This is a genomic window from Pseudomonas sp. WS 5059 (assembly GCF_012985525.1).
Taxonomy (GTDB): Bacteria; Pseudomonadota; Gammaproteobacteria; order Pseudomonadales; family Pseudomonadaceae; genus Aquipseudomonas.
On the sequence record NZ_JAAQWO010000001.1, the window covers coordinates 85430 to 106290 of the forward strand.

A 20861-nucleotide genomic window follows, 5' to 3' on the forward strand; every position below is an offset into this window, starting at 1 on the left:
AAAGGCCTCTAGTTAACAAAAGATAACGTAGCGCCGATTGTCAGACGATTCCAAAGCCCGATAGGATGGCCCCTGCTTCCTCAAGGGGCTCTAGATTGCAGGTTTGCGCACTGCGAACACCCTGCAAGGTGTTACGACCTAACAATAATAAATGGGAGAAAGGTCTATGAGTGAGCCTGTCATGGGTGTGGGTTTTTGCCGCCCGCTCGCGTCGCGCAAGGTCGCGGTGCTGGCTACAGCGCTCTCGCTGCTGGGGGTTGTCGCGTTGTCGACGGCTGCCCAGGCTGCAACCGACGCCGCAGAACCTGCGGCATTTGCCATTGAATCGCCGAAGGCCGAAAAAGGCCTGATGATCGACGTCGTGCACGCCGGCAAGCGCCTGGTGGCGGTCGGTGATCGCGGGCATATCCTCTATTCCGATGATCAGGGCGCGACCTGGGTGCAGGCCAAGGTGCCGACCCGGCAGTTGCTCACGGCGGTGTTTTTCATCGACGAGCAGCATGGTTGGGCGGTGGGGCATGACGCCAAGATCCTCGCCAGCAGCGATGCCGGGGCTACCTGGACCGAGCAGTTCAAGGACCTCAGCCGTGAAGCGCCTCTGCTGGACGTGCTGTTCAACGACCCCAACCACGGCTTTGCGGTGGGCGCCTACGGTGCGCTGATCGAGACCACCGACGCGGGCAAGACCTGGGAGGATGTCAGCGACCGCCTGGACAACGAAGACCAGTACCACCTCAACGCCATCGCCCAGGTCAAGGACGCCGGCCTGTTTATCGTTGGCGAGCAGGGCAGCATGTTCCGCTCCAGCGACGCGGGCCAGACCTGGGAAAAACTCGAAGGCCCCTATGAGGGCTCGCTGTTTGGCGTGATCGGCACCGCCCAGCCCAAGACCCTGTTGGCCTATGGCTTGCGTGGCAACCTGTTCCGCTCCACCGATTTTGGCGACACCTGGATGCCGGTAGAGCTCAAGGCCGCCCGTGGCGCCCTGGAGTTTGGCCTGTCGGGTGCGACCCTGCTCGACGACGGCACCCTGGTGGTGGTTGGCAACGGCGGCAGCGTGGTGGTCAGCCACGACGATGGCCTGACGTTCAGCGTATTCAACCGCCCGGACCGCATTTCACTCTCGGCGGTGACGGCGGCGGGCAATGGCGACTTGATTCTGGTGGGGCAGGGTGGCGTGCGCGTCGCCGAGCCAACCGGCGCCGAACGCAAAAAACAATAAGAAGGCGGGGATAGAATGAGCAGTCATCACAACGATAAAGCGACCTTTCTTGAGCGCCTGATCTTCAATAACCGCCCGGCAGTGATCGTGATCTGCCTGCTGGTGAGCATCTTCCTGTTCTGGCAGGCGACGTTGATTCGCCCGTCCACCAGCTTCGAAAAAATGATCCCCCTGCAACACCCCTTCATCGAAAAGATGATGGAGCACCGCAACGACCTGGCGAACCTGGGCAACACCGTGCGTATCTCGGTGGAGGCCAAGGACGGTGACATCTTCTCCAAGGAGTACATGGAGACCCTGCGCCAGATCAACGACGAAGTGTTCTACATTTCCGGCGTCGACCGCTCCGGCCTCAAGTCCCTGTGGAGCCCCAGCGTGCGCTGGACCGAAGTGACCGAGGAGGGCTTCGCCGGCGGCGAAGTGATCCCGCAGAGCTACAACGGCTCGCCGGAAAGCCTCGACCAGTTGCGCAACAACGTGCTCAAGTCCGGGCAGGTGGGGCGCCTGGTGGCCAACGACTTCAAGTCGAGCATCGTCGATATCCCGCTGCTGGAGTCCTACCCGGACCCGCAGGACCAGGGCAAATTGCTGGCCCTGGACTACCAGAAGTTCTCCCACGAACTGGAAGACAAGATCCGCACCAAGTTCCAGGAGCAGAACCCCAACGTCCAGATCCATATCGTCGGGTTCGCCAAGAAAGTGGGCGACCTGATCGACGGCCTGATCATGGTGGTGCTGTTCTTCGGCGTTGCGTTCGTGATCACCCTGGTGCTGCTGCTGTGGTTCACCAACTGCGTGCGCAGCACCATCGCGGTGTTGAGTACCACGCTGGTAGCGGTGGTCTGGCAACTGGGCCTGATGCACTTTTTCGGGTTCGGCCTGGATCCGTACTCGATGCTGGTGCCGTTCCTGATCTTTGCCATCGGCATCTCCCACGGTGTGCAGAAAATCAACGGCATCGCCCTGCAATCCAGTGAGGCCGACAACGCCCTGACGGCGGCCCGCCGTACGTTCCGGCAACTGTTCCTGCCAGGGATGATCGCGATTCTTGCGGACGCGGTGGGCTTTATCACCCTGCTGATCATCGATATCGGCGTGATCCGCGAACTGGCCATCGGCGCCTCCATCGGCGTGGCGGTGATCGTGTTCACCAACCTGATCCTGCTGCCGGTCGCGATCTCCTATGTGGGTATCAGCAAACGTGCGATTGCCAAGAGCAAAAAGGACGCCAACCGCGATCATCCGTTCTGGCGCCTGCTGTCGAACTTTGCCAGCCCGAAAGTCGCGCCCATCTCCATTGCGCTGGCCGTGGTCGCCTTCGGTGGCGGCCTGTGGTACAGCCAGAACCTGAAGATCGGCGACCTCGACCAGGGTGCCCCGGAGCTGCGCCCGGACTCGCGCTACAACAAAGACAACAACTTCATCATCAACAACTACTCCACCAGCTCCGATGTGCTGGTGGTGATGGTCAAGACCCGCGCCGAAGGCTGCTCGCGCTACGAAGCCATGGCGCCCATCGACCAGTTGATGTGGAAAATGCAGAACACCGAGGGCGTGCAGTCGGCGATCTCCCTGGTGACCGTGTCCAAGCAGATGATCAAGGGCATGAACGAGGGCAACCTGAAATGGGAAACCCTGTCCCGTAACCCGGATGTGTTGAACAACTCCATCGCCCGTGCCGATGGCCTGTACAACAACAATTGCTCCCTGGCGCCGGTGCTGGTGTTCCTCAACGACCACAAGGCCGAGACCCTCGACCGCGCGGTGCATGCGGTGCAGGACTTCGCCAAGGAAAACAACAAGGAAGGCCTGGAGTTCATCCTCGCCGCGGGCAACGCCGGGATCGAAGCGGCTACCAACGAGGTGATCAAGGAAGCCGAGCTGACCATCCTGATCCTGGTCTACCTGTGCGTGGCGACCATGTGCATGATCACCTTCCGTTCCTGGGCCGCGACCCTGTGCATCGTATTGCCGCTGGTGCTGACCTCGGTGCTGGGCAACGCGCTGATGGCGTTCATGGGCATCGGCGTCAAGGTCGCGACCTTGCCGGTGGTGGCACTGGGCGTGGGGATTGGCGTGGACTACGGCATCTATATCTACAGCCGCCTGGAAAGCTTCCTGCGCGCCGGTTTGCCGTTGCAGGAAGCCTATTACCAGACCCTCAAATCCACCGGTAAAGCCGTACTGTTCACCGGCCTGTGCCTGGCGATCGGCGTGTGCACCTGGATCTTCTCGGCCATCAAGTTCCAGGCCGACATGGGCCTGATGCTGACCTTCATGCTGCTGTGGAACATGTTCGGTGCACTGTGGCTGCTGCCGGCCCTGGCGCGGTTCCTGATCAAGCCGGAGAAACTGGCGGGGCAGAAGGGCAATTCGCTGTTTGCCCACTGAGCCTTACCGCAGGCAAGGCCCTTGTCCCCAGGGGCCTGTTGTCACCCGCGAGCGTGTGTGCCCTGTCAGGTGGCCAATGGCAGGAACCACCGCTCGGCCAACGCCTTGCCAATCAAACCACGGTGTACATCCACGACCGCCTGGGGGCTTTGTGCCCTGGCCAGTTGCGAGTAGTAGCCGACCCGGCGTTGCTCGCGTGTCTTGAGGTGGGCGGCGGTGTAGTGTTCCTTGGGCGTATCGGCTGCCGGGTAGTGGAAGTGGGCGTACCACAACGGGTAACCGAGCGGGTCGTTGACGGCATACTCCTGGACGAAGTCCCGGCGCTCGCCGCTTAACTGGATACGCTCGCCCAGCAACGCCATATTGGCGTGTTTCTGCTCGATCAGGTATTCCAGGTTGCCGTGGGTTGGCGGCAGTTCCAGGCACAGTTGGATGCGTAGCGCCTGGCCACGCTCACTCAGGCGGGCCGCGGCCTGGCGCATGTCGTTTTCCAGGGTCTGGTCAGCCGGTGTGCGGGCTTCGACGGGCTGGGCCTGGATCGCCTGGTGCAGCTCGGTGGCCAGCTTGTCATAGCGCGTCGACTCATACTGCAGCACCTCCTGGACCTCTTCCGGGTGCCGGGAAATCTTCTTGTATTGCTCGCCACGCTTGAGGTGCTCTTCAAGCATGGCCAGCAGTTTGCGGGCCTCACCCTTGACCAGGTTCAGCGCGCGCGGTGCCGCCGGAGAGCGCGGGGGCGATGCTTCTTTGTATGCGATCCATTGCTCGCCCCGCTGTGAATACAGGCCCAGCAGCTCGTCATTGACCTGGGAGCGAACTTCGACGGTTTCCACGCTGCCCACGGGTTTGACCTCACCGATAAACGTGCCTTTTTTCGGGGTGCGGATGACTTTTTTCAGCGGCTTGCCGGCCACCGCCGGGTTGCGCCGGCTCGGGCGCCTGGGTGGCTGGGCGACGGGTTTGATTTCGCTGGCCAGTTGCTGGGCCGCGTCCTGGTACAGCCCCTCCACCAGCTTGAGCAATTTGGCAAAATGCTCGCTGTCCAGCTCATCGGCTTTGACGATGCCGACCCCCTGCAACGAATCCAGGCCCCGGCCATAGTGCTCCACCAGGCTTTCCAGCACGCTGACGCGGTCCTCGGCCGTCAGTTCCAGATCGTTCAGCTCACTGTGGGTACGCAAGTGTTCCTGCAGGGGTTCAAGGATGTCGATCAGTACATTGACCAGTGGATGATCCGGGTGGTTGTGGGTCATCAGTGCGTAGTTGCGTATCAGCAAGTCCTTGACGGCCAGGGCGCTGATTTCCTGGGGACGCTCCCAGGTCAGGCGGCGGTAGTGTTCGCTGCCGGCGTTGCCCAGGTTGAACAGTTGGTCCAGGTAACGATCACGCTGCTCCAGCCAGTGGATCGAACGCTCATTGATGACAATCATTTCCCGGATGAACCGCCGGTAAGCTGCAAAGTTACCGAACACAGCCTCGGCCAGGCGTTCTCCTCGGAACGTGAAGTGTCTGTTGTTGCGGTACAGCGCGTCGCGATCTTTCTTGGCCACCACCACATGCTTGCGCGTGTTGTTGACGATATTTTCCAGCAAGCTCGCCACCGACTCGGGTGGCAAGGCAATCCCCAGCTCGCTGCGTTCTTTGAGGCTGTCCAACTGCTGCTGGTATTCCAATGTCTGTTCCTGCAGGGCCGTATCGAAGCGTTGGCGACTGTCAGCCTGTTGCGCTTCGCCAAAGCGTGGGTCTTCGGCGGTGCTGGTCATCACTCCCAGGATAATCTCGATCCGTTTTTGCCGGGCCACCTGCCCCTGGATGAACTGTTCGTAAGAACGCGTCAGTTGGCTGATCCGCTCAGCCCGTCGCTGACGTTCGGCGGCGATCCGCCTGGGGGGCATGCCACCTCGCAGGCGCAGGCGGGTATCTACCGACCACACGCCGTTGGCATCGCTGCGCAGGCAAGGGCCGCTGCGGGTGGTATCGCCAGGGGCGACGACCCTGATGTCGCCCTCCGGCCCCAGGGTCACTTGCAACCATTCGCCATTCGCCTCGGCGTGCCAAATGTTTTCAACCAGGTACAGCCCCTTGCGTGGCCCATTCAGCACGGGGCGCGGCAGGGGCGTCGGCCGGATGGCCTTGAAACTGCTCAGCCGCACGCGCTGGGCAGGCGTCAGGCGTTGACGGGTCTGCGCGAAACTGAAGTCCAACACATTGCGGCTGGTGTCCGGCAACATGCCCGGCAGGGTCACGGCTCCCTCGCGAATCGTCGGAGCCAGGGGCACCGGCCATTGTTCGGCAATACGCGGGGCGAGCGCCGAAGGCAGTGCACGCGCCTTGAGCCCGGCAGCCAGGGGCGGGTAAGACGCCGTCACCTCTGGAGCCGCCTCGAACAGCAGCAGGCCGAGATTGAGCAGCAGATCAACCGCTGCCAGCTCGCGCTGCTGCTGATCCTCGGCGGCCAGTGCCGCAATGTCCTGGCCCAGGCTGGCCATCAGGCCCAGCAGCCAGCCAGTGAGCATCGCCGGCCCGCGCAACAATGGCAGCAACAGATTGCCGAACAACAGGCTGCTACCCTCCAGCAGTACCTGCCAGCGGCTCTCGCTGTTGGACACCGACTCGCGGTCGGCCTGTTGCACCAGTGAGCGGGCATGGTCGCTGAACAGGTAGCTCATCAGGCGCCCGGTGGCCAGGCATTGTTGCAATTCCTCGTTGATGCCATCGCGGGACAGGGTCGCCGGCACCGGCTTGCTCAAGGGCGCAAATTCATCGCCCTGGCCGAAGCGCAGGTAGTGCGGCTCACGGAACCCGCCGTGGGCATAAATCGGCCGGGCGCTGTCACTTAGCCAGGTCAGCACACTGTCCTGTAGCTCGCCGGGCTGGGCGATGGCCTCGAACAGCGTCTGGCGGCTGGCGAATTCCTGAAGCGCTTGGGCATACAACGGGCGATACAGCAGATGAGGGCCGACATCGGCGTTCAACGCTTCGATCAGGTACATGTTGCAGACGCTGTCGGCAGGGGCGCCAGGGGCCCGTACCAACGCCAAATGGCGGATCACCACCTGGCGGTTGTCGACCTGCTGCTCGGCAACATTGCCCTGCATCAGCGCGGCCACCAGGCGTGCGCCCTGGCGGCTCACGCCGGCCTGTTGTTTGAGGCACAACTCCAGCGCCAGCAACGGCAATTGCGCGGCCTGCTGATCGGCAAACAACGTTTCACGCTGCTGCGCCTCGGGGCTGTCGCCCAACAGGTGCTGCTCCAGCAGGCGCGGGTAGTGCTGACCGATATCGACCTTTTCAATGAGGCCACCGGCGCCCATCAAATAGTCGGCGGTCAGCCAGGACGGCAGCGCCAGGCCATGGCGATTGCTCAAGGTCACGGTGCCGCTGGGGCGGCTGGCCAGGTTGTCGATGGCCATGTCCGTAAGGCTCATGCGCTCGTGGCGGATAATTCCGACGGTGCCAGGATAGCCCGAGGTGACAGTGAAGGTCAGTTGCAGGTCGTCGGGGTGCAGGGCGGCGACAGACGGTGGCGTAGGCAACAGGGAGTCGAAGGTCACCGCGTCGTGTTGCAGGGCTTGCAGCAGGGCCTTGACGGTGAAGGTGCGGATATCGTCCAGATCACTGAGAAAGTGGCGCCCGCCGCCGCGCTGTTTGGCGCTGGCCAGTGCCAGGGCATACCGCCGGTAAGTCGCGCGGTCGTCGACGCTGGCCTGTAGCAGCCAGCTCGGCAGGTGTTGGCGCAGGGTGTCCAGGGCCTGGAGTGGGGCGGCCGGTGAGTCGCGCAAAAACCGCCCGGGATCGGTGAGTTCAGCATACAGCGCCTGCCAGGCGCTGAAGGGCTGGGCCGTGGGCAGGCGCAGGTTGCCCAGGTCTGCCAGTTGGCGATTGAGGATCATCGCTGCCTGGTGCTCGAAGATATCGCCGTCGGGCTCGTAGCGCTGGATGAGGATATCGTCGACCTGATATTGACTACCCAGGCGCTGGCCGTAGGCCTGGACCAACGCATCCATGGAGGCAAACGCTTCAATGCCACCGCCGGGGCTGCACAGCAGCGCCGGCGTGTTGCCTTGCACGGTACGGATCAACACCAGTTCCGGGCTCAGCAGGTGGCTGCTCTGTCCCGCGCTTTTGAGGGTGACTTCCAGGCCATAGGCGAACACCACACCTTGGCCATGGCGGGCGATCCGCGCTTCACGGTCGGGGAGGGTGACCAGTTGGTCGACCGCCTCCTGCGCCTGTGCATCCAGGCTTGTGTGACGCAGGGCGCAAACGCGCAAGGTGTCCATCAGTACGTGCGCAAGCCAGCGCCAATGACCGGCGTCCCAATAGTCGGCCAAGGCATTTTGCAGGGCGATGGGCAGGGTCTGGGGCAGTTCGCCAATCAGGCTGGCGATGACCTGCATATCGAGGTTTTCCCGGCTCAAACCGGGCAGTTTCAGGCGTTTTGGCGGCTCGTCCGAGAGGTACCAGGGCACGTTGTCCACGTCGCTGAAGTCCAGCGCGATGCCACTGGCCAGCGCATCCTGAACCACTGCCATAAATGGCTGTAACAGCCAACTGCGGCGTTGCGGCCGGGCCAGGCGAGTGCGGCTCAGGTCTATCGTCAACGTGGGGTATTTGGCGCCGATGGCCGACGCGAGTTGTTGGCGGATTACCGTTTCCAGTGTCGGGCGATCAGCAAATTGAGCGCTCACGGCATGGGCGATAGAGGAGGGGGTGAGGGTTTGCATAAACATCCTTTTTTATTGGCAGTCGTTGCCCTTCATGGCCGGGTTCTAGGCGGGCACCAGGCTGAGGAACAGGCGTTGGTCAAGCGGCGCGGTGATCGGGTGGTACAGGTCTCGCACGATGGCCTGGCTGTCTGCACCGGCCTGGGCGATCAGGTCCCGCAGGGTCAAAAAGCGCTGTTCGGGGCGCTTGAGGTGCGCGGCGGTGTAGGCGCCTGGCACGCTGTCGGCCTGGGGGTAGTGAAAGTGGGCATACCACAGCACCGTAAGGCGGTTCTTCTCGCGCACGGCGAACTCCGACACGTAGTCCTTGGCCGCGGTGCGTTGCGGGCCGTGGACCAGGCCGATGTCGATCGCGGCGTGGGCGCGCAGGAATTCGATATTTTCCTGGCGCGGGCGTTGCGCCTTGTAGCCCTCGATGCAGTGTTGTGTGCCTTGTGCGCGCAGTTCGACGGCCCGCAGGCGCAGGCGCTCTACGGTCTGGAGCATGTCGGGCTTGTCCCCGTGGTGCTGGGCCAGCCCGGCCGCCACCGTTTCCAGGCGTTCGGCCTGGTGCACGAGCATGTCGCGCCAGTCCTGGGGGTTGAGTTCATCGCGGCGCGAAGGGTCGCTGAGTTTCTTTTTCTGGAACTCGATGGAGCGCTCGATAGCCGGCACTTCCTCCAGCAGCCGTTGCGCCTGGCTGCGCAAGGTCGCCAGCGCCGGCACCTGGGCGGGCTTGGCGGGTGGGGTGGGCCTGGCCTCGATGATCTCCACCCAGCCTTCCTGGGGCTGCTCCATGAAACGCCCACTGATCTGCTGGGTGATGGGATTGCGGGTCACGATGGTGGGGAAGGGTAGGTCGCGTTGGGCCGGTTCCAGATCGCCCACCAGGGCCCCCTTGTCCCGTGACTTGAACACGCGCTTGGTCCTTGACGGTGCCCGTACCGGCTTGAAGGCGCCCGGTTGGGGCGGGAGGAACTCATCTTCACGCAACAACGCAGCCAGATCAGCCACGGCGCTGTCACGCACGGTGTACAACCGCTCGATCAATAGCGGCATATACCGTGGGTGGGCCAGGGGCGAGTCGAGCTCCAGCAGGCTCTGATAAATCTGCAGGCGCCGGTTGTAGTGCTGGATCAGGTTGGTCAACACCTCCTTGCGCTCGGTGGAGGTGAACCCCTCGGTGGTCAGCAGGTCCAGGTGCGAGTCTTCCAGGGACGACAACGAGGATTGCAAGTGGTCATGGCGCTCCAGGAAGTACTGTTCCTGGGGCGTGGTGGCCGCAACCGTCTGGTCAATGCTCAAATCGGTCAGCACATCCAGGGATTCGAGGGTGGCGTTGAGGCGGTTGTAGAAGCGGCGCTTGGGATGACCATTGAGGTATTTGAGGCGTTGCGCAGGGCCGGTCTTCAAGCGCGCGGCCATCTCCTCCAGGGTGTTCTCGATGGCAAGCATTGCCTGGGCATGACGCTCGGAAACCGCAAAATTAGTCTCCAGCAGGTCTTTGACATAGTGCACCGCCGCCGTATCGTGCGCCGTGCCTTGCAGTTCGATCAGCGATTCGCCGTGCTCGGAGACAAAGCTTGCCAGATACAGGGAGGCCAGTTGGCTGACGCGTATCTCATCGGTGGCCAGCATCGACTGGTATTGCTCCACGCACTGGCCCTCATAGTCGAAGTGGCTGTCAACGGCCTTCATCTGCCCGTAGGCCTCGATCAGCAGGCGTCGTTGTTGCAGCAACTGGGCGGCGGCCTGGTCAAAGCGCTCCTGAAAGGCCTGGAACCCGGTCCTGGCCCAGGAGCGTTGGGCCACGCTGTTGCGGTGTTCGGCCACCCGCGCCGGGTCGTCAGGGGCACTGCGCAAGCGGTTGCGGGCCTCGCCCAGGGCATTGTGGGCGGTCTCGAACTTCAGTCGGGCAGCCTCCAGCACCCGGTCGATGGGTTGCAGGCGTTTGATCAGGGCGCTGACCTCGTCACTGATGCGATTGATCTCATCCGAGGCCTGGGTGCGTTGCTGAGCGATTTGCGCCAGCTTGGCCTTGAACCGGTTCTTCGGCCCACCACCGCGCAGTTTCAGGCCCAGATCCAGGACCCAGTGGCCTTGGGCATTGCGCGTGAGCGCGAACCCAGGATGTTGCGGTTTTTGCGGATGGATCAGGGACACTTCGCCCAGGTCCGGCACGATATTCACCCGAAACAGCAGGCCGGCCACCGAGGCGTGCCACTGTTGACCGATGCGGTACAACCCTTTGAAATCACCGATCTCCAGGGGCAACGGGGCCGGCACCGGCCAGGGTACATGCAGCTCGCGCAAGGCATCGAGCAGGCGGCGGCGGCTGCTGTCGCGCGCGTTGGAGTGGACAAAATCCACCAGGGTCTGGTCGCCGGCCGGTGGTTCGGCGGGCAGGCCCACCGGGCCCAGCTCGATCGGGATGGCCGGCTGGGTCGCGCCCGCCGGGCGGCGTAGCGCTGCGAGGGTCAGCGGCAAGGGCGGCTCGCTGTCGTGCGCCAGCCATTCAGGGGGGCGGGAGGCTACATGCAACAGAATCAGGCCGATATTGAGCAGCACATCGACCCAGGCCAGCTCCCTCGCGGCGTCATCCTCGCCTTGCAGGGCCGCGATATCGTGCCGCAGGCTGACCGCCAGTTGCACCATCCAGCCTGCAACCATCGCCGGCCCGCGCAGCAGCGGCAACAGCAAGGCGTTGAACAGCAGCCAGCCACCTTCGAGCAGCACTGCCCAGCGACTTTCGGTATTGGATACCGCGTCCCGGTCGGCCAGGTCCACCAGTGCCCGGGCATTGCTGCCGTACAGGTACTGGGTCAGGTTGCCGGTGGCCAGGGACTGGGCCAGGGACCCGGGAATTTGCCCACCGTTGGTGTCCTGCGCCAACTGTGCCGGGGGCGGCGCGGGCCACTGCACGGTGTCGTCGCCCTGGCCGAAACGCAGGATATGCGGGCTATGGAAACCGCCGTGGCTGTAGATCGGCCGGGCCTGGTCCGACATCCAGGCCAGCACGCTGTCTTGCAAGGCCCCGGGCGCGGCGATGGCATCGAACAGGGCCGCGCGCTGGCTGAATTGCTGCAACGCGTCCTGGTACAGCGGGCGGTAGAGAATCGCCGGCCCGGCGTCGATATCCCGGGGCTCGATGATAAATATATTGCTGACGATATCCGGCAGCGCCCCGGGTTTGCGGGCGAAGGCCAGCGGGCGGATCACGATGTCCTGGGCATCCACCTCCCGCTGCGGCGCGCTGCGGTGCAGCACGGCTTTGACGTAGCGATAACCGAGGAAGGTGAACCCCTGTTGCCCGCGTATTGCCAGTTCCAGGGCCTGGCGTGGCAGTTGCACGGCCAGTTCGTCGCCGAACAGCACCTCGCGCCGGCGTATCCCGGGGCTGTCCCCCAGCAGCAGCTCGCGGATTTTCTGCGGATAGTGTTGGCCAACGTCCACCTGGCGGATCAGCCCGGGGGTGCTATGGAACAGGCCTTTTTCCCCGAGTATGTAGTCCTCGGTCAGCCAGTCCGGGACGGCCGCCCCCGATGTGTCCCGAAGGGTTAGCCGGCCCTGTGGCGCCGCAGCCAGGTTGTTGATGGCCAGTGCTGTCAGGCTCATGCGCACCGGGGCCAGGTAGCCGCTGTGGATGTCACCGACCGGGACATGGAAGGTCAGTTCCAGGTTGTCCGGTTCCACGCTGGACTCGGGGTGGTCACGGCGCATCTGCTCGCGCAGGGTGCGGGTGGTAAAGGCCTGCAGGTTCTCGACGCCGTCCAGAAAGGACGCACCTTCGGTTTTGCGTTGCAGGCGCGCCTGTTCCAGCAGCTCTTGGCGATAGGCAAAGCGCTGTTCGGCGCTGGCCGCCTGCAGCCAGGACGGCAACGCTGCCTGGAGAGCGGGTTGGTGCGTCGGGTCTGGCGCGGGGGCGGCGCGCAAGGCGAGTGCCGGGTCGGTGGCCTCGGTGAACTGCTGCTCCAGGGCGCGTACGCCCTCGGCGGCCGGCAGTTGGATGGCTTGGAGGTCGTCCAATTGCTGGTTGAGCAGCAGGGCGGCCTGGGTATCGAAGAGATTGCCATCGGGTTCGTAGCGCTTGACCACGACTTTGTCGACCTGCAAGCGGCTGGCCAGGCGTTGGCCCCAGGCCTGGGTGAAAGCCTCCAATGAAGCATACGGCTCCACATTGCCCGAGGCCTGGCACAGCAGGATCCGAGGGCCTTGTACCAACAGCAGGTCGGTGCTCAACAGGCGGGCATCGCTGCCGGGGCTGACGACGCAAGCCTCCAGGCAGTAGGCGTACACGATGCCCGCAGGCCCGGCCAGGCGCTCGCGCCGGTCAGGTTGGCGGGTCAGGTCAAACAGCATGTCCCGGGTTGGACCTGCCGGCAGCAGGCTTGCGGTGCTTTTCAGGTTATCGGCCAACAGGTCGCCGAGCCATTGCCAGCGGCTGGCGCGGGTGTCTGCGCTGAGGTTCCAGTAGTTCGTCAGGGCCTGCTGGAAAGCGATCGGCAGGGTAAAGGGCAGGTCCACGATCAACCGTTCAATGACCGTCATGTCCGGTTCGCGCGGGCCATTGGCTTCATAGGTCAGGCGTGAGGGTGGCTGCTGGGAGAGAAAGCAGCGGCGTTCGTCGATGACCTGGGTCAGGTTCAGGGGCGTGCCATTGCCCAGGTGGTCGAGGACCACATCGCTCAAGCGCCTGAGGTCCCAGCCGCGTTTTTGGTTGGGGGTCGCCAGCTTGACGGTGGACAGGTCCAGGGCCAGCGCCGGGAACTGTTCCAGCAGGCGTTCCTGCAGGTGGTGTTCGACCACCTGACGCAAGGTCGGGCGATCGGCGAATTGGCGGGCGACGGCCAGGGCCGGGGTGTTGCTGCGGTGAGTGAACAGCAATGGGCCAGGGGGTGGGGCGGGTAAAGTGTCGGGCATAAGAGGTTCCGTTCTGCGCGATGGGGTTCTCCCGCAGAATGGCAAGCCGCTGGGGCCGCAGTGTGGTAGCCGGTTATCGCGACACGACGGCGACCACGGTTTGGCCTATCATCAACGTTTTTCCACTGATGAATGATCCTGATGACTGCTGCTACCCTGGCCACTGAACTTGCAACCAGCGACATGCTCGTAATCGATGGGCTGCATGCCTTTGATTTCACCTTCGATGATCGGCAGTTACTGATCAAGAGCATGGACGGTCGGGCCGAGAAACGCTGGACGTTCAGCATCGCCCAGGTGCAGGCCGCGACGTTCGATGAAACCTTGCAAAGCTGGACCCTCAGCGGTGACTCGGGCGAGCACCGCCTGGTGTGCCTGAGCGCCATCACTGGCAGCAACGAAGACGAGGACGACGAACATGCTGATGCGTAAATTCTGGCCCCTGCTGATGGCCGGCAGTGTCGGCGCGATGTCGGCCCAGGCCGCGCCGCTCGAGACCTTTGCACTGCTGGTGGGCAGCTACACGGCAGGTACCAGCGAAGGTATCTACCGCCTGCAGTTCGACAGCCGTACCGGCCAGTTCAGCGGCGCGCCGGTGCTGGCGGCCAAGGCGCAGAACCCGTCCTGGCTGACCCTGTCCCAGGACCAGCAACACCTGTTCGTGGTCAATGAAAACGGCCCCGGCCAACAAGACCCGGTGGGGCGCGTGAGCAGCTACCGCATTGACCCGGCCAACCAGCAACTGACCCTGGTCAACCAGGTGCAGAGCCTGGGCAACGAACCCACCCATTCCAGCCTGGCCGCCGATGGGCGCTACCTGTTTGTCGCCAACTATTCGGTGTTGGAAGATCCGGGCGGCAGCCTGGCCGTCCTGCCGGTGGATGCCGCAGGCAAGCTGTCGCCGCCGGTGCAACTGAGCGCGCACCCGGCCAGCCGGGTCAACCCTGAGCGCCAGGCGTCCAACCACGTGCATTCAGTGGTGTCGTCACCCGATGGCAAGTACGTGTTTGTGCAGGACCTGGGGGCGGACAAGGTCTTTGCCTACCGCTACGACCCCAAGGCCAACCACGAACAGCCGCTGACCCCGGCTGATCCGGCTTTCGTGCAGTTACCGCCGGGCAGTGGCCCGCGCCACCTGTTGTTCAGCGCCGATGGCAAGCATGCCTGGCTGACCACCGAGATGAGCGCGCAGGTTGCGGTGTACGACTACCAGGACGGCATGCTGACCCAGCGCCAATTGGTGGACTTTGCCGCTGGGCAGCCGCTGTCGGACAAGGCTGGCGCTGCGCTGCACGCTTCCAGCGATGGCAGGTTCCTCTACGTCAGCAACCGTGGCACCGCCAACCAGATCGTGGTGTTTGCCATTGATCCTGCCACCGCGCAGCTCACAGAGATCCAGCGCCGCACGGTGGAAGGCGACCATCCCCGTGAGTTCAGCCTCGACCCGAGCGGCAAGTTCTTGCTGATTGCCAACCAGAAGAGCAACCAGATTGTGGTGATCGCGCGTGACACCCAGACCGGTCAACTGGGCAAAACCGTACAAAAACTGCCGATTGATGCCCCCAGCGACCTCAAGTTCCTGGTGCGTCAATAAGCCACAGGCCCCGCCGTGCGGGGCCTGACTCCTTGTATCAATCCCAGTGATAACGGCTACTGTTTCAAAGCATTTCAGCCAGCCGGAACCCAGGCGTAAGTTTGCTCCAAGGCCTTCACAAGCCATCCAGCCAACTGAACACAAGGGTTACCGCCATGAACTTCAATCTATTCTCGATCATCGCCGCCTCCGCTGTTTCCGCCACCGTGGCCTTGCCAGCCAGCGCCAGCGTGGAGATCAGCAGCAAAAAATCCAGCACCAGCGCCTACACCCAGAAATACCTGCAACAGAGCGCCAACTTCTATGCCGCCCTGGATCACAAGACCCAAGGCTGACACGCCAAGGCTGCACCGTGGCTACGGGTTTTTGGCCATGGATTGGACAAACAGCGGCGACGCCAAAAACCGCTCCAGCCACTGCTGCAAGTGCACATAAGGCGTCGTTGCAAACCACTCCCGGTCCACATGGGCAAACTGGCGCACAAACGGCGCCAGTGCCACATCCGCCAGGCTCAGGTGATCGGCCAGCAGGTAGTCGCGCTGCGTCAGCAATCCTTCAAGCTTGCGCAAAAACACCTCGCCCTCGCCCCGATAGTGTTCCATCGGCTGCTCCGGGTAGCGCTCGGCGTATTTGTAGCGATTCAAATGCTCCTTGAAGGCCTGGTCATTCTCTGCAATCAACGCTGCCATCAGCCCCTGCGCCGCCGGATCCTCCTTGAGCAGCCAATCTTCGGGATCATGCTGCGCCAATGCCCAGCCCATGATCGCCAGGCTCTCGTCGAGCACCTGGCCGCCCACACTCAACACCGGCACCGTGCCCTTGGGCGAAAGCGCTAACATCTGCGCCGGCTTGGCCTTGAGGCTGACTTCGACCACCTGCACCGCCACCGCGCAATAGCGCAAGGCCATCCGCGCGCGCATGGCGTAGGGGCAGCGGCGAAACGAATACAACACCCCTTCGCTCATTTCACCTCCAGGGTGCTCAACCCATTGCCCTGGCGCTTGACCTGGATCTGCACCGGAATTCGTTCGTGCATTTCCTGTACGTGGGAAATCACCGCCACCTTGCGCCCCTGGGCCTGCAAGCCGTCGAGGGCGTCCATGGCCAATTGCAGGGATTCGGGGTCCAGGCTGCCGAAGCCTTCATCGATAAACAACGACTCGATCTTCAGCGTGCTGGAGGCCATCGACGCCAGCCCCAGGGCCAGTGCCAGGGAGACGAGGAACGTCTCGCCGCCGGACAGCGAATGCACCGAGCGCAGTTCATCGCCCATTTCCGTGTCCAGTACCAGCAGGCCCAGCATGCTGCCGCCGCGCTTGAGGCGGTAGCGGCGCACCAGTTGGCGCAGTTGCACGTTGGCGTGGTGTACCAGCAGGTCGAGGTTGTAGGCCTGGGCGAACTTGCGGAACTTGTCGCCGGTGGCCGAGCCGATCAGTGCATCGAGCCGCGCCCAGCGCTGCCACTCCTCATACGCCTTGGCGGTGGTGAGCGCCAGGCTCTGGTTGGCGTCCTGGCGCCGCTGGTCTTCGGCTTGTTGCGCGCGCAGTTCGGCGCAGTGTTTTTCGCCGCCAAGCAGTTGCTGGTTCAGCTCGGCCAGGGCGCTGTCCAGCTGTTCGGCGTCAAGGTTGCCGTTGTGCAGGGCCTGGTGGTCCTTGAGGCGTTGCTCGCGTTCTTGCAGCAGGACCTTGGCCTGTTCGATGGCTTTTTCGCTGTGCTGTACCTGCTGGCGCAGTTCGCTGATCCCAGCCTCGTCGAAGGCCAGCAGATGTGCCAGGCCTGCGTCGTCGAGCTGCGGATGCTGGGCGCGCCACTCGCTGATACGGCTGTGCAACGCCTGGAGTTCGCTGTCCAGGGCTTGCTGGCGCTCCTGGCGGGCCTTGAGGTCGGCGGCCAGTTGGATCAGTTCGCTGCGGGTGTCCTGCAACTGTTGATTGGCCTGGGTCTCGCTGTGACGGGCCTGTTCCACGGCCTGTTCGAGCTGCTGCTGCCAGTGCTCGGCGCTGGCATGTGTGCCCAGCAGGGCGCTGAGTTTTTCCTGGGTGGCCTGCTGTTGCTGGGTCAACTCGGCCAACTGCTGGTGCTGCACGGCCAATTGTTGCTGGCGATGCTGCTGGCGGTCCTGTTCTTTTTCGATGGCTTGCTGGCGCTGTTGCTGCTCGGCCAGTTCATCCTTCTGGTAGCCAAGCTGCTCCAGGCGCTGGCTGATCTGCTGGTCCAGCAGCATGAACGTCGCCGCCGGCTGCGTGCGCAGGCCTTCGAGGGTCTCGGCCGGGAGCAGGCTGGCGAAAGCATTGAGCTCTTCGTCCAGGCGCTCGCGGTCGCTGGCCAGTTCCCGTTGCTGGTCGATCAACTGCTGGCGGGCTTGCTGGCTGGCATCCTGGGCGGCTTGCAGCTGTTGCTGCAGGCGCCCGGCATTTTGTTGCAGGTTGAGCAGGGCGCCCTGGCGCTGTTCGTCCTGGGTGATGCTCTGGCTGAGCTGGCCCAACTGCTGCGCCAGCCAGGCGCTGCGTTTGCCGCTGTCCTGGTTGAACAGCGCGGCGCTCAGCGGGTGGGCCTCGAGGCTCGGCGCCAGGCCCTGGAGCTGGGTCGCCAACTGCTCTTGCTGTTGCAGGAATTCTTTTTGCTGGGCGATCAAGCCGCCGACTGCAGCGCGCAGTTCGGTGAGCGTTTCCTTGAGGGTGTCGACCGCTTTCTGCGCATTGGCTTCTTCGCTTTCATCATGGCGCGTGAGGCTGTGCAACAGGGCTTCGGGCTGGTGATACGGATGCTCGACGCTGCCGCACACCGGGCAGGGTTGCTCATCCTGCAATTGCCCACGCAGCTCCTCGACACTGGCGCTGCGTGCCAGCCGCTGGCGTTCCAGTAACTGCTTGGTCACGCTCAGGGTCTGCTCGGCCACTGTCAGCTCGGCCTTGGCTTGCAGGCCGGTCTGGTTCAGTTGCTCGCGCTGTTGCTGGGCGCTGGCCTGTCTTTGGGCCAGCTCCTGTTGCTGTTGGTCCAATTGCTGCTGGCTGTCCCACAGCCGCGTCAGGTCCTCGAAGGCCCGTTGCTGCTTGCGATTGTCCTTGAGCAGGCTATCGAGCAACTGGATCTGCTCGGCCACCGCATGGGGCTCGGCCCCGGCTTCCTGATACAGCAACTCCAGGGCCGTGCGTTGCTGGGTCCATTGCTCGCTGGCGCGGTTGGCGCGTTCTTCCAGTTGCGGCAGTTCGGCCTGGCCCTTGTTCAGGCGATTGCCGATCAGCATCAGTTGTTGCAGACGGTCGCGGTAGGCGTTCCAGGCGTCACTCAAGGGCGCGAGGGTGGCGCTGCGTTCCAGTTGCGCCGCCAGTTGTTGCAGGCGGCTGGCAACCTGTTGCTGCTGGGTATGCAACGTATCGAGCGCGGCCTGGCCTTCGGTGCAGGCGGCTTGCCCCAGTTGTTGCTGTTCACTGCTTTGGGCCAGCTCGCGGGTCAGGCGGGCGAGGCTGCTTTGTTCCTCGAACGCCAGGCGCAGCAACGGCACGGCTTCGGTCTGCTGTTGCAAGGCGGCGGCCAAGGCGCTGTGTGCGCTGGCTTGCTGCTGTTGCAGTTGCTCCTGGCGTGCGTGCAGGGCGGTTTGTTGCTCAAGGTGCTGGCGGATCTGCGCGGCCAGGGGCTCCAATTGGCCGTTCAGTTCGTTATGCCGCGCAAAATGATGACGCTGCGGCGCCAGTTGCTCCAGGCGGCTCAAGTCCAGGCGTTGCGGGCCCTGGGTGTGCCATGCCTGCTCGGCCTGTTGCAATTGCTCGGCCGCACTGTGTTGGCGCTCCTGCCACTCGCGCAGCTCCTTGAGCCAGGTGTGTTGCAGTTCCAGTTGCTTGAGCTGGGCCTGCTGGGTCTTGAGTTGCTGCTGGGCCGCGCTCAATTGTTGATCCAGCTCGGCGCGGGCCTCGGCCGGCAACGGCGTGACGCCAGTGGCCTGGTCTTGCAGCAGCTTGTGGGCTTCCTTGGCCTCCCGCGCCTTGATGAACGCGCGCTGGCCCAACTGGGTGTAGAGCGCGGTGTCGGTGAGCTTTTCCAGCAGCTCGCTGCGCTCGTTATCGTTGGCCTTGAGAAAGGCGCTGAACTCACTTTGCGCCAGCAGCACCGCACGGGTGAACTGTTCAAAGTTCAAGCCCAGGGCCAGCTCCAGTTGCGTCTTGTATTCGGTCTTCTGGCTGGCCAGCAGTTGCTCGCTGTCCAGGTCGACCAGGCTTTGCCGGCTGTTCTGCAGCTTGCCGCTGGCCTTGTCGCGGGCGCGATTGGCCTCCCAGCGCGCGCGGTAGCGCCGGCCGCTGACGCCGACAAAGTCCACTTCGGCATACCCGCCGCCGGTACCGCGGCGGATCAGGGTGCGCGGGTCGCCGATGGAGATATCGGTATCGGCATCGGGCATTTTTGCCTGGCCGGTGTCGCCCAGGCGTGGCACGGCGCCAAACAGCGCCAGGCACAAGGCATCGAGCAAGGTACTTTTGCCGGCGCCGGTGGGCCCGGTGATCGCAAACAACCCGGCGCTGGCCAGGGGCTCGGCGGTAAAGTCGATTTCGAACGGCCCGGCCAGCGACGCGAGGTTTTTCAGGCGGATGGCGAGGATCTTCATGGCTGTTGCTCCTCGTGTTGTACGTCCTGGAGCAGCACGGCGAAATCCTTGAGGGTCTGTTCGTCCACGTCACTGCCATAGCTTTCCTGCCAGGCGCGGCTGAACAATTCCTGGGGCGTGAGCTGGTCGAGTTCGATCAACGGCTCATCGCCTTGGTCCTGACGCGCGCCGCTGCCGGCGTACTCGGCGGCGATGCGCACCAGGCGCACGGCCTTGCCCAGCAGGGCGTTTTCCACTTGCTGGCGCAGGTCGGGCTGGGGTTCGTCGAGGCGCACGCGCACCTCCAGCCAGGGCTGGCGCTGGGTGTCGGCCAGCAGATCGACGTCGGGCAACTGCGCCAGTTGCTTGAGGATCTCGGCCAGGGGCGCGGCGTCCAGGCGTTGCAGATGCACGGCGCGGGGGATCAGGCGCGGTTCGACGCTGACCAGGGTTGCACCGTCCAGTTGCACGTCGAGGATCTGGTGTTGATAGCCGATTTCGGAAAACGACAGCGGGATCGGCGAGCCGCAATAACGGATGCGTTCCTCGCCATTGACCCGCTGGGGCTTGTGCAAGTGGCCGAGGGCGACATAGCTGACACTGGCATCGAACAGACTGGCCGGCAGCGCTTCGGCATTGCCGATGATCAGGCTGCGCTCGGAGTCTTCCGACACCGAGCCACCGGCCATATGTGCGTGGCTGATGGCAACCAGCGCCTGGCCCGGCTGGCGCTTGGCGTTGGCTGCGGCGATCAGGCGCTCATGCACCTGGCCGATGCCCTTGAGGTAATCGTCGCCCAACAGCGCACCGGTGACTTCGGCCGGGCGCAGGAACGGCAGCGCCAGGCACCAGCCGGCCACGGCGCCGGTTTTGTCCGGCAGGGCAATCAGCAAGCGCTCCACATCCAGTTGCCCGTCATCCAGCCACAGCACCCGGCCCAGGGCATGGGTACGCAAACGCCGCATCAATGGCGCCGGCAGCTCAATGCGCGAGCCGGAGTCGTGGTTGCCGGCGATCATCACAACGGTCAGGTCGGGGTTCTGTTCATGGGCGTTGATGATGAAGTCATACAGACGCTCCTGGGCCTTGAGGGGCGGGTTGACCGTATCGAAGATATCGCCAGCGATCAGCAGCACATCGGGGCCGTGCAGCTTGATCTGGCCCAGCAGCCAGTCGAGGAAACAAGCGTGCTCGAAGTCGCGTTCCTGGCCGTGGAGGTTTTGGCCCAGGTGCCAGTCGGAGGTGTGAAACAGACGCAAGGCGAACTCCGTGGGGGAATAGGTAAAGGAGCGGAGTTTACCTGTAATGGTAACGAGGCGCCCAAGATCAAGAACCGAGCGCGAAGCTGCATCCTTTGTAGGAGCTGGCTTGCCGGCGATGGCGATGGGTCAGCCAAGACATTTATCGGCTGATACACCGCCATCTCTAACGCATGGCCTTCGCATCCAC

Annotated in this window: 10 protein-coding genes; 5 read left to right on the forward strand and 5 right to left on the reverse strand. The window is 63.6% G+C overall.

The window, feature by feature from the left end:
* Positions 1–181: 181 nt before the first annotated feature.
* Both HBO12_RS00390 and HBO12_RS00395 read left to right on the forward strand, forming a co-directional pair.
* Positions 182–1222, forward strand: a complete 1041-nt coding sequence (locus HBO12_RS00390) for a WD40/YVTN/BNR-like repeat-containing protein (RefSeq protein WP_170041594.1) — start codon at positions 182–184, stop codon at positions 1220–1222.
* A 15-nt stretch (positions 1223–1237) separates the two neighbouring features.
* Positions 1238–3613 carry an efflux RND transporter permease subunit gene (locus tag HBO12_RS00395; protein ID WP_170041053.1) on the forward strand — a complete coding sequence of 792 codons (2376 nt, stop codon included), beginning with the start codon at positions 1238–1240 and terminating at the stop codon, positions 3611–3613.
* A 65-nt stretch (positions 3614–3678) separates the two neighbouring features.
* Here HBO12_RS00395 and HBO12_RS00400 read toward each other — a convergent pair whose 3' ends face one another.
* Positions 3679–8340, reverse strand: a complete 4662-nt coding sequence (locus HBO12_RS00400; RefSeq protein WP_170041054.1) for a hypothetical protein — start codon at positions 8338–8340, stop codon at positions 3679–3681.
* A 45-nt stretch (positions 8341–8385) separates the two neighbouring features.
* A complete protein-coding gene (locus tag HBO12_RS00405) occupies positions 8386–13239 on the reverse strand; it encodes a DUF6543 domain-containing protein (RefSeq protein WP_170041055.1) in 4854 nt (1617 codons plus the stop codon).
* Positions 13240–13380: 141 nt separating this feature from the next.
* Between HBO12_RS00405 and HBO12_RS00410 the strand changes: the two genes are divergently transcribed.
* From HBO12_RS00410 to HBO12_RS00420, 3 genes are all read left to right on the forward strand, one after another.
* Complete coding sequence (locus HBO12_RS00410) at positions 13381–13671, forward strand: DUF5629 family protein (protein ID WP_169955770.1); 291 nt, start codon at positions 13381–13383, stop codon at positions 13669–13671.
* Positions 13658–14833: a lactonase family protein gene (locus HBO12_RS00415; RefSeq protein WP_170041056.1), complete on the forward strand. Its 1176-nt coding sequence runs from the start codon at positions 13658–13660 to the stop codon at positions 14831–14833. The genes HBO12_RS00410 and HBO12_RS00415 overlap by 14 nt, the downstream gene beginning before the upstream one ends.
* Before the next feature lie 155 nt (positions 14834–14988).
* Entirely contained in the window at positions 14989–15168 is a 180-nt protein-coding gene (locus HBO12_RS00420; protein ID WP_169955768.1) for a hypothetical protein, read from the forward strand.
* 21 nt (positions 15169–15189) lie between these two features.
* Here HBO12_RS00420 and HBO12_RS00425 read toward each other — a convergent pair whose 3' ends face one another.
* The 3 genes from HBO12_RS00425 to HBO12_RS00435 are packed head-to-tail and all read right to left on the reverse strand — an operon-like array spanning position 15190 to position 20671.
* Positions 15190–15798, reverse strand: a complete 609-nt coding sequence (locus tag HBO12_RS00425; RefSeq protein ID WP_170041057.1) for a glutathione S-transferase — start codon at positions 15796–15798, stop codon at positions 15190–15192.
* Entirely contained in the window at positions 15795–19433 is a 3639-nt protein-coding gene (locus tag HBO12_RS00430; protein WP_170041059.1) for an AAA family ATPase, read from the reverse strand. Before HBO12_RS00430 ends, HBO12_RS00425 begins: the two co-directional genes overlap by 4 nt.
* A complete protein-coding gene (locus tag HBO12_RS00435; RefSeq protein WP_169955765.1) occupies positions 19430–20671 on the reverse strand; it encodes an exonuclease SbcCD subunit D C-terminal domain-containing protein in 1242 nt (413 codons plus the stop codon). The genes HBO12_RS00430 and HBO12_RS00435 overlap by 4 nt, the downstream gene beginning before the upstream one ends.
* Positions 20672–20861: the final 190 nt, after the last annotated feature.

Coding starts and splice junctions, on each gene's coding strand:
- HBO12_RS00390 (WP_170041594.1), top strand. CDS start 182: ATGGGTGTGGGTTTTTGCCGCCCGCTCGCGTCGCGCAAGGTCGCGGTG.
- HBO12_RS00430 (WP_170041059.1), bottom strand. CDS start 19,433: ATGAAGATCCTCGCCATCCGCCTGAAAAACCTCGCGTCGCTGGCCGGG.
- HBO12_RS00400 (WP_170041054.1), bottom strand. CDS start 8,340: ATGCAAACCCTCACCCCCTCCTCTATCGCCCATGCCGTGAGCGCTCAA.
- HBO12_RS00410 (WP_169955770.1), top strand. CDS start 13,381: ATGACTGCTGCTACCCTGGCCACTGAACTTGCAACCAGCGACATGCTC.
- HBO12_RS00425 (WP_170041057.1), bottom strand. CDS start 15,798: ATGAGCGAAGGGGTGTTGTATTCGTTTCGCCGCTGCCCCTACGCCATG.
- HBO12_RS00405 (WP_170041055.1), bottom strand. CDS start 13,239: ATGCCCGACACTTTACCCGCCCCACCCCCTGGCCCATTGCTGTTCACT.
- HBO12_RS00415 (WP_170041056.1), top strand. CDS start 13,658: ATGCTGATGCGTAAATTCTGGCCCCTGCTGATGGCCGGCAGTGTCGGC.
- HBO12_RS00395 (WP_170041053.1), top strand. CDS start 1,238: ATGAGCAGTCATCACAACGATAAAGCGACCTTTCTTGAGCGCCTGATC.
- HBO12_RS00420 (WP_169955768.1), top strand. CDS start 14,989: ATGAACTTCAATCTATTCTCGATCATCGCCGCCTCCGCTGTTTCCGCC.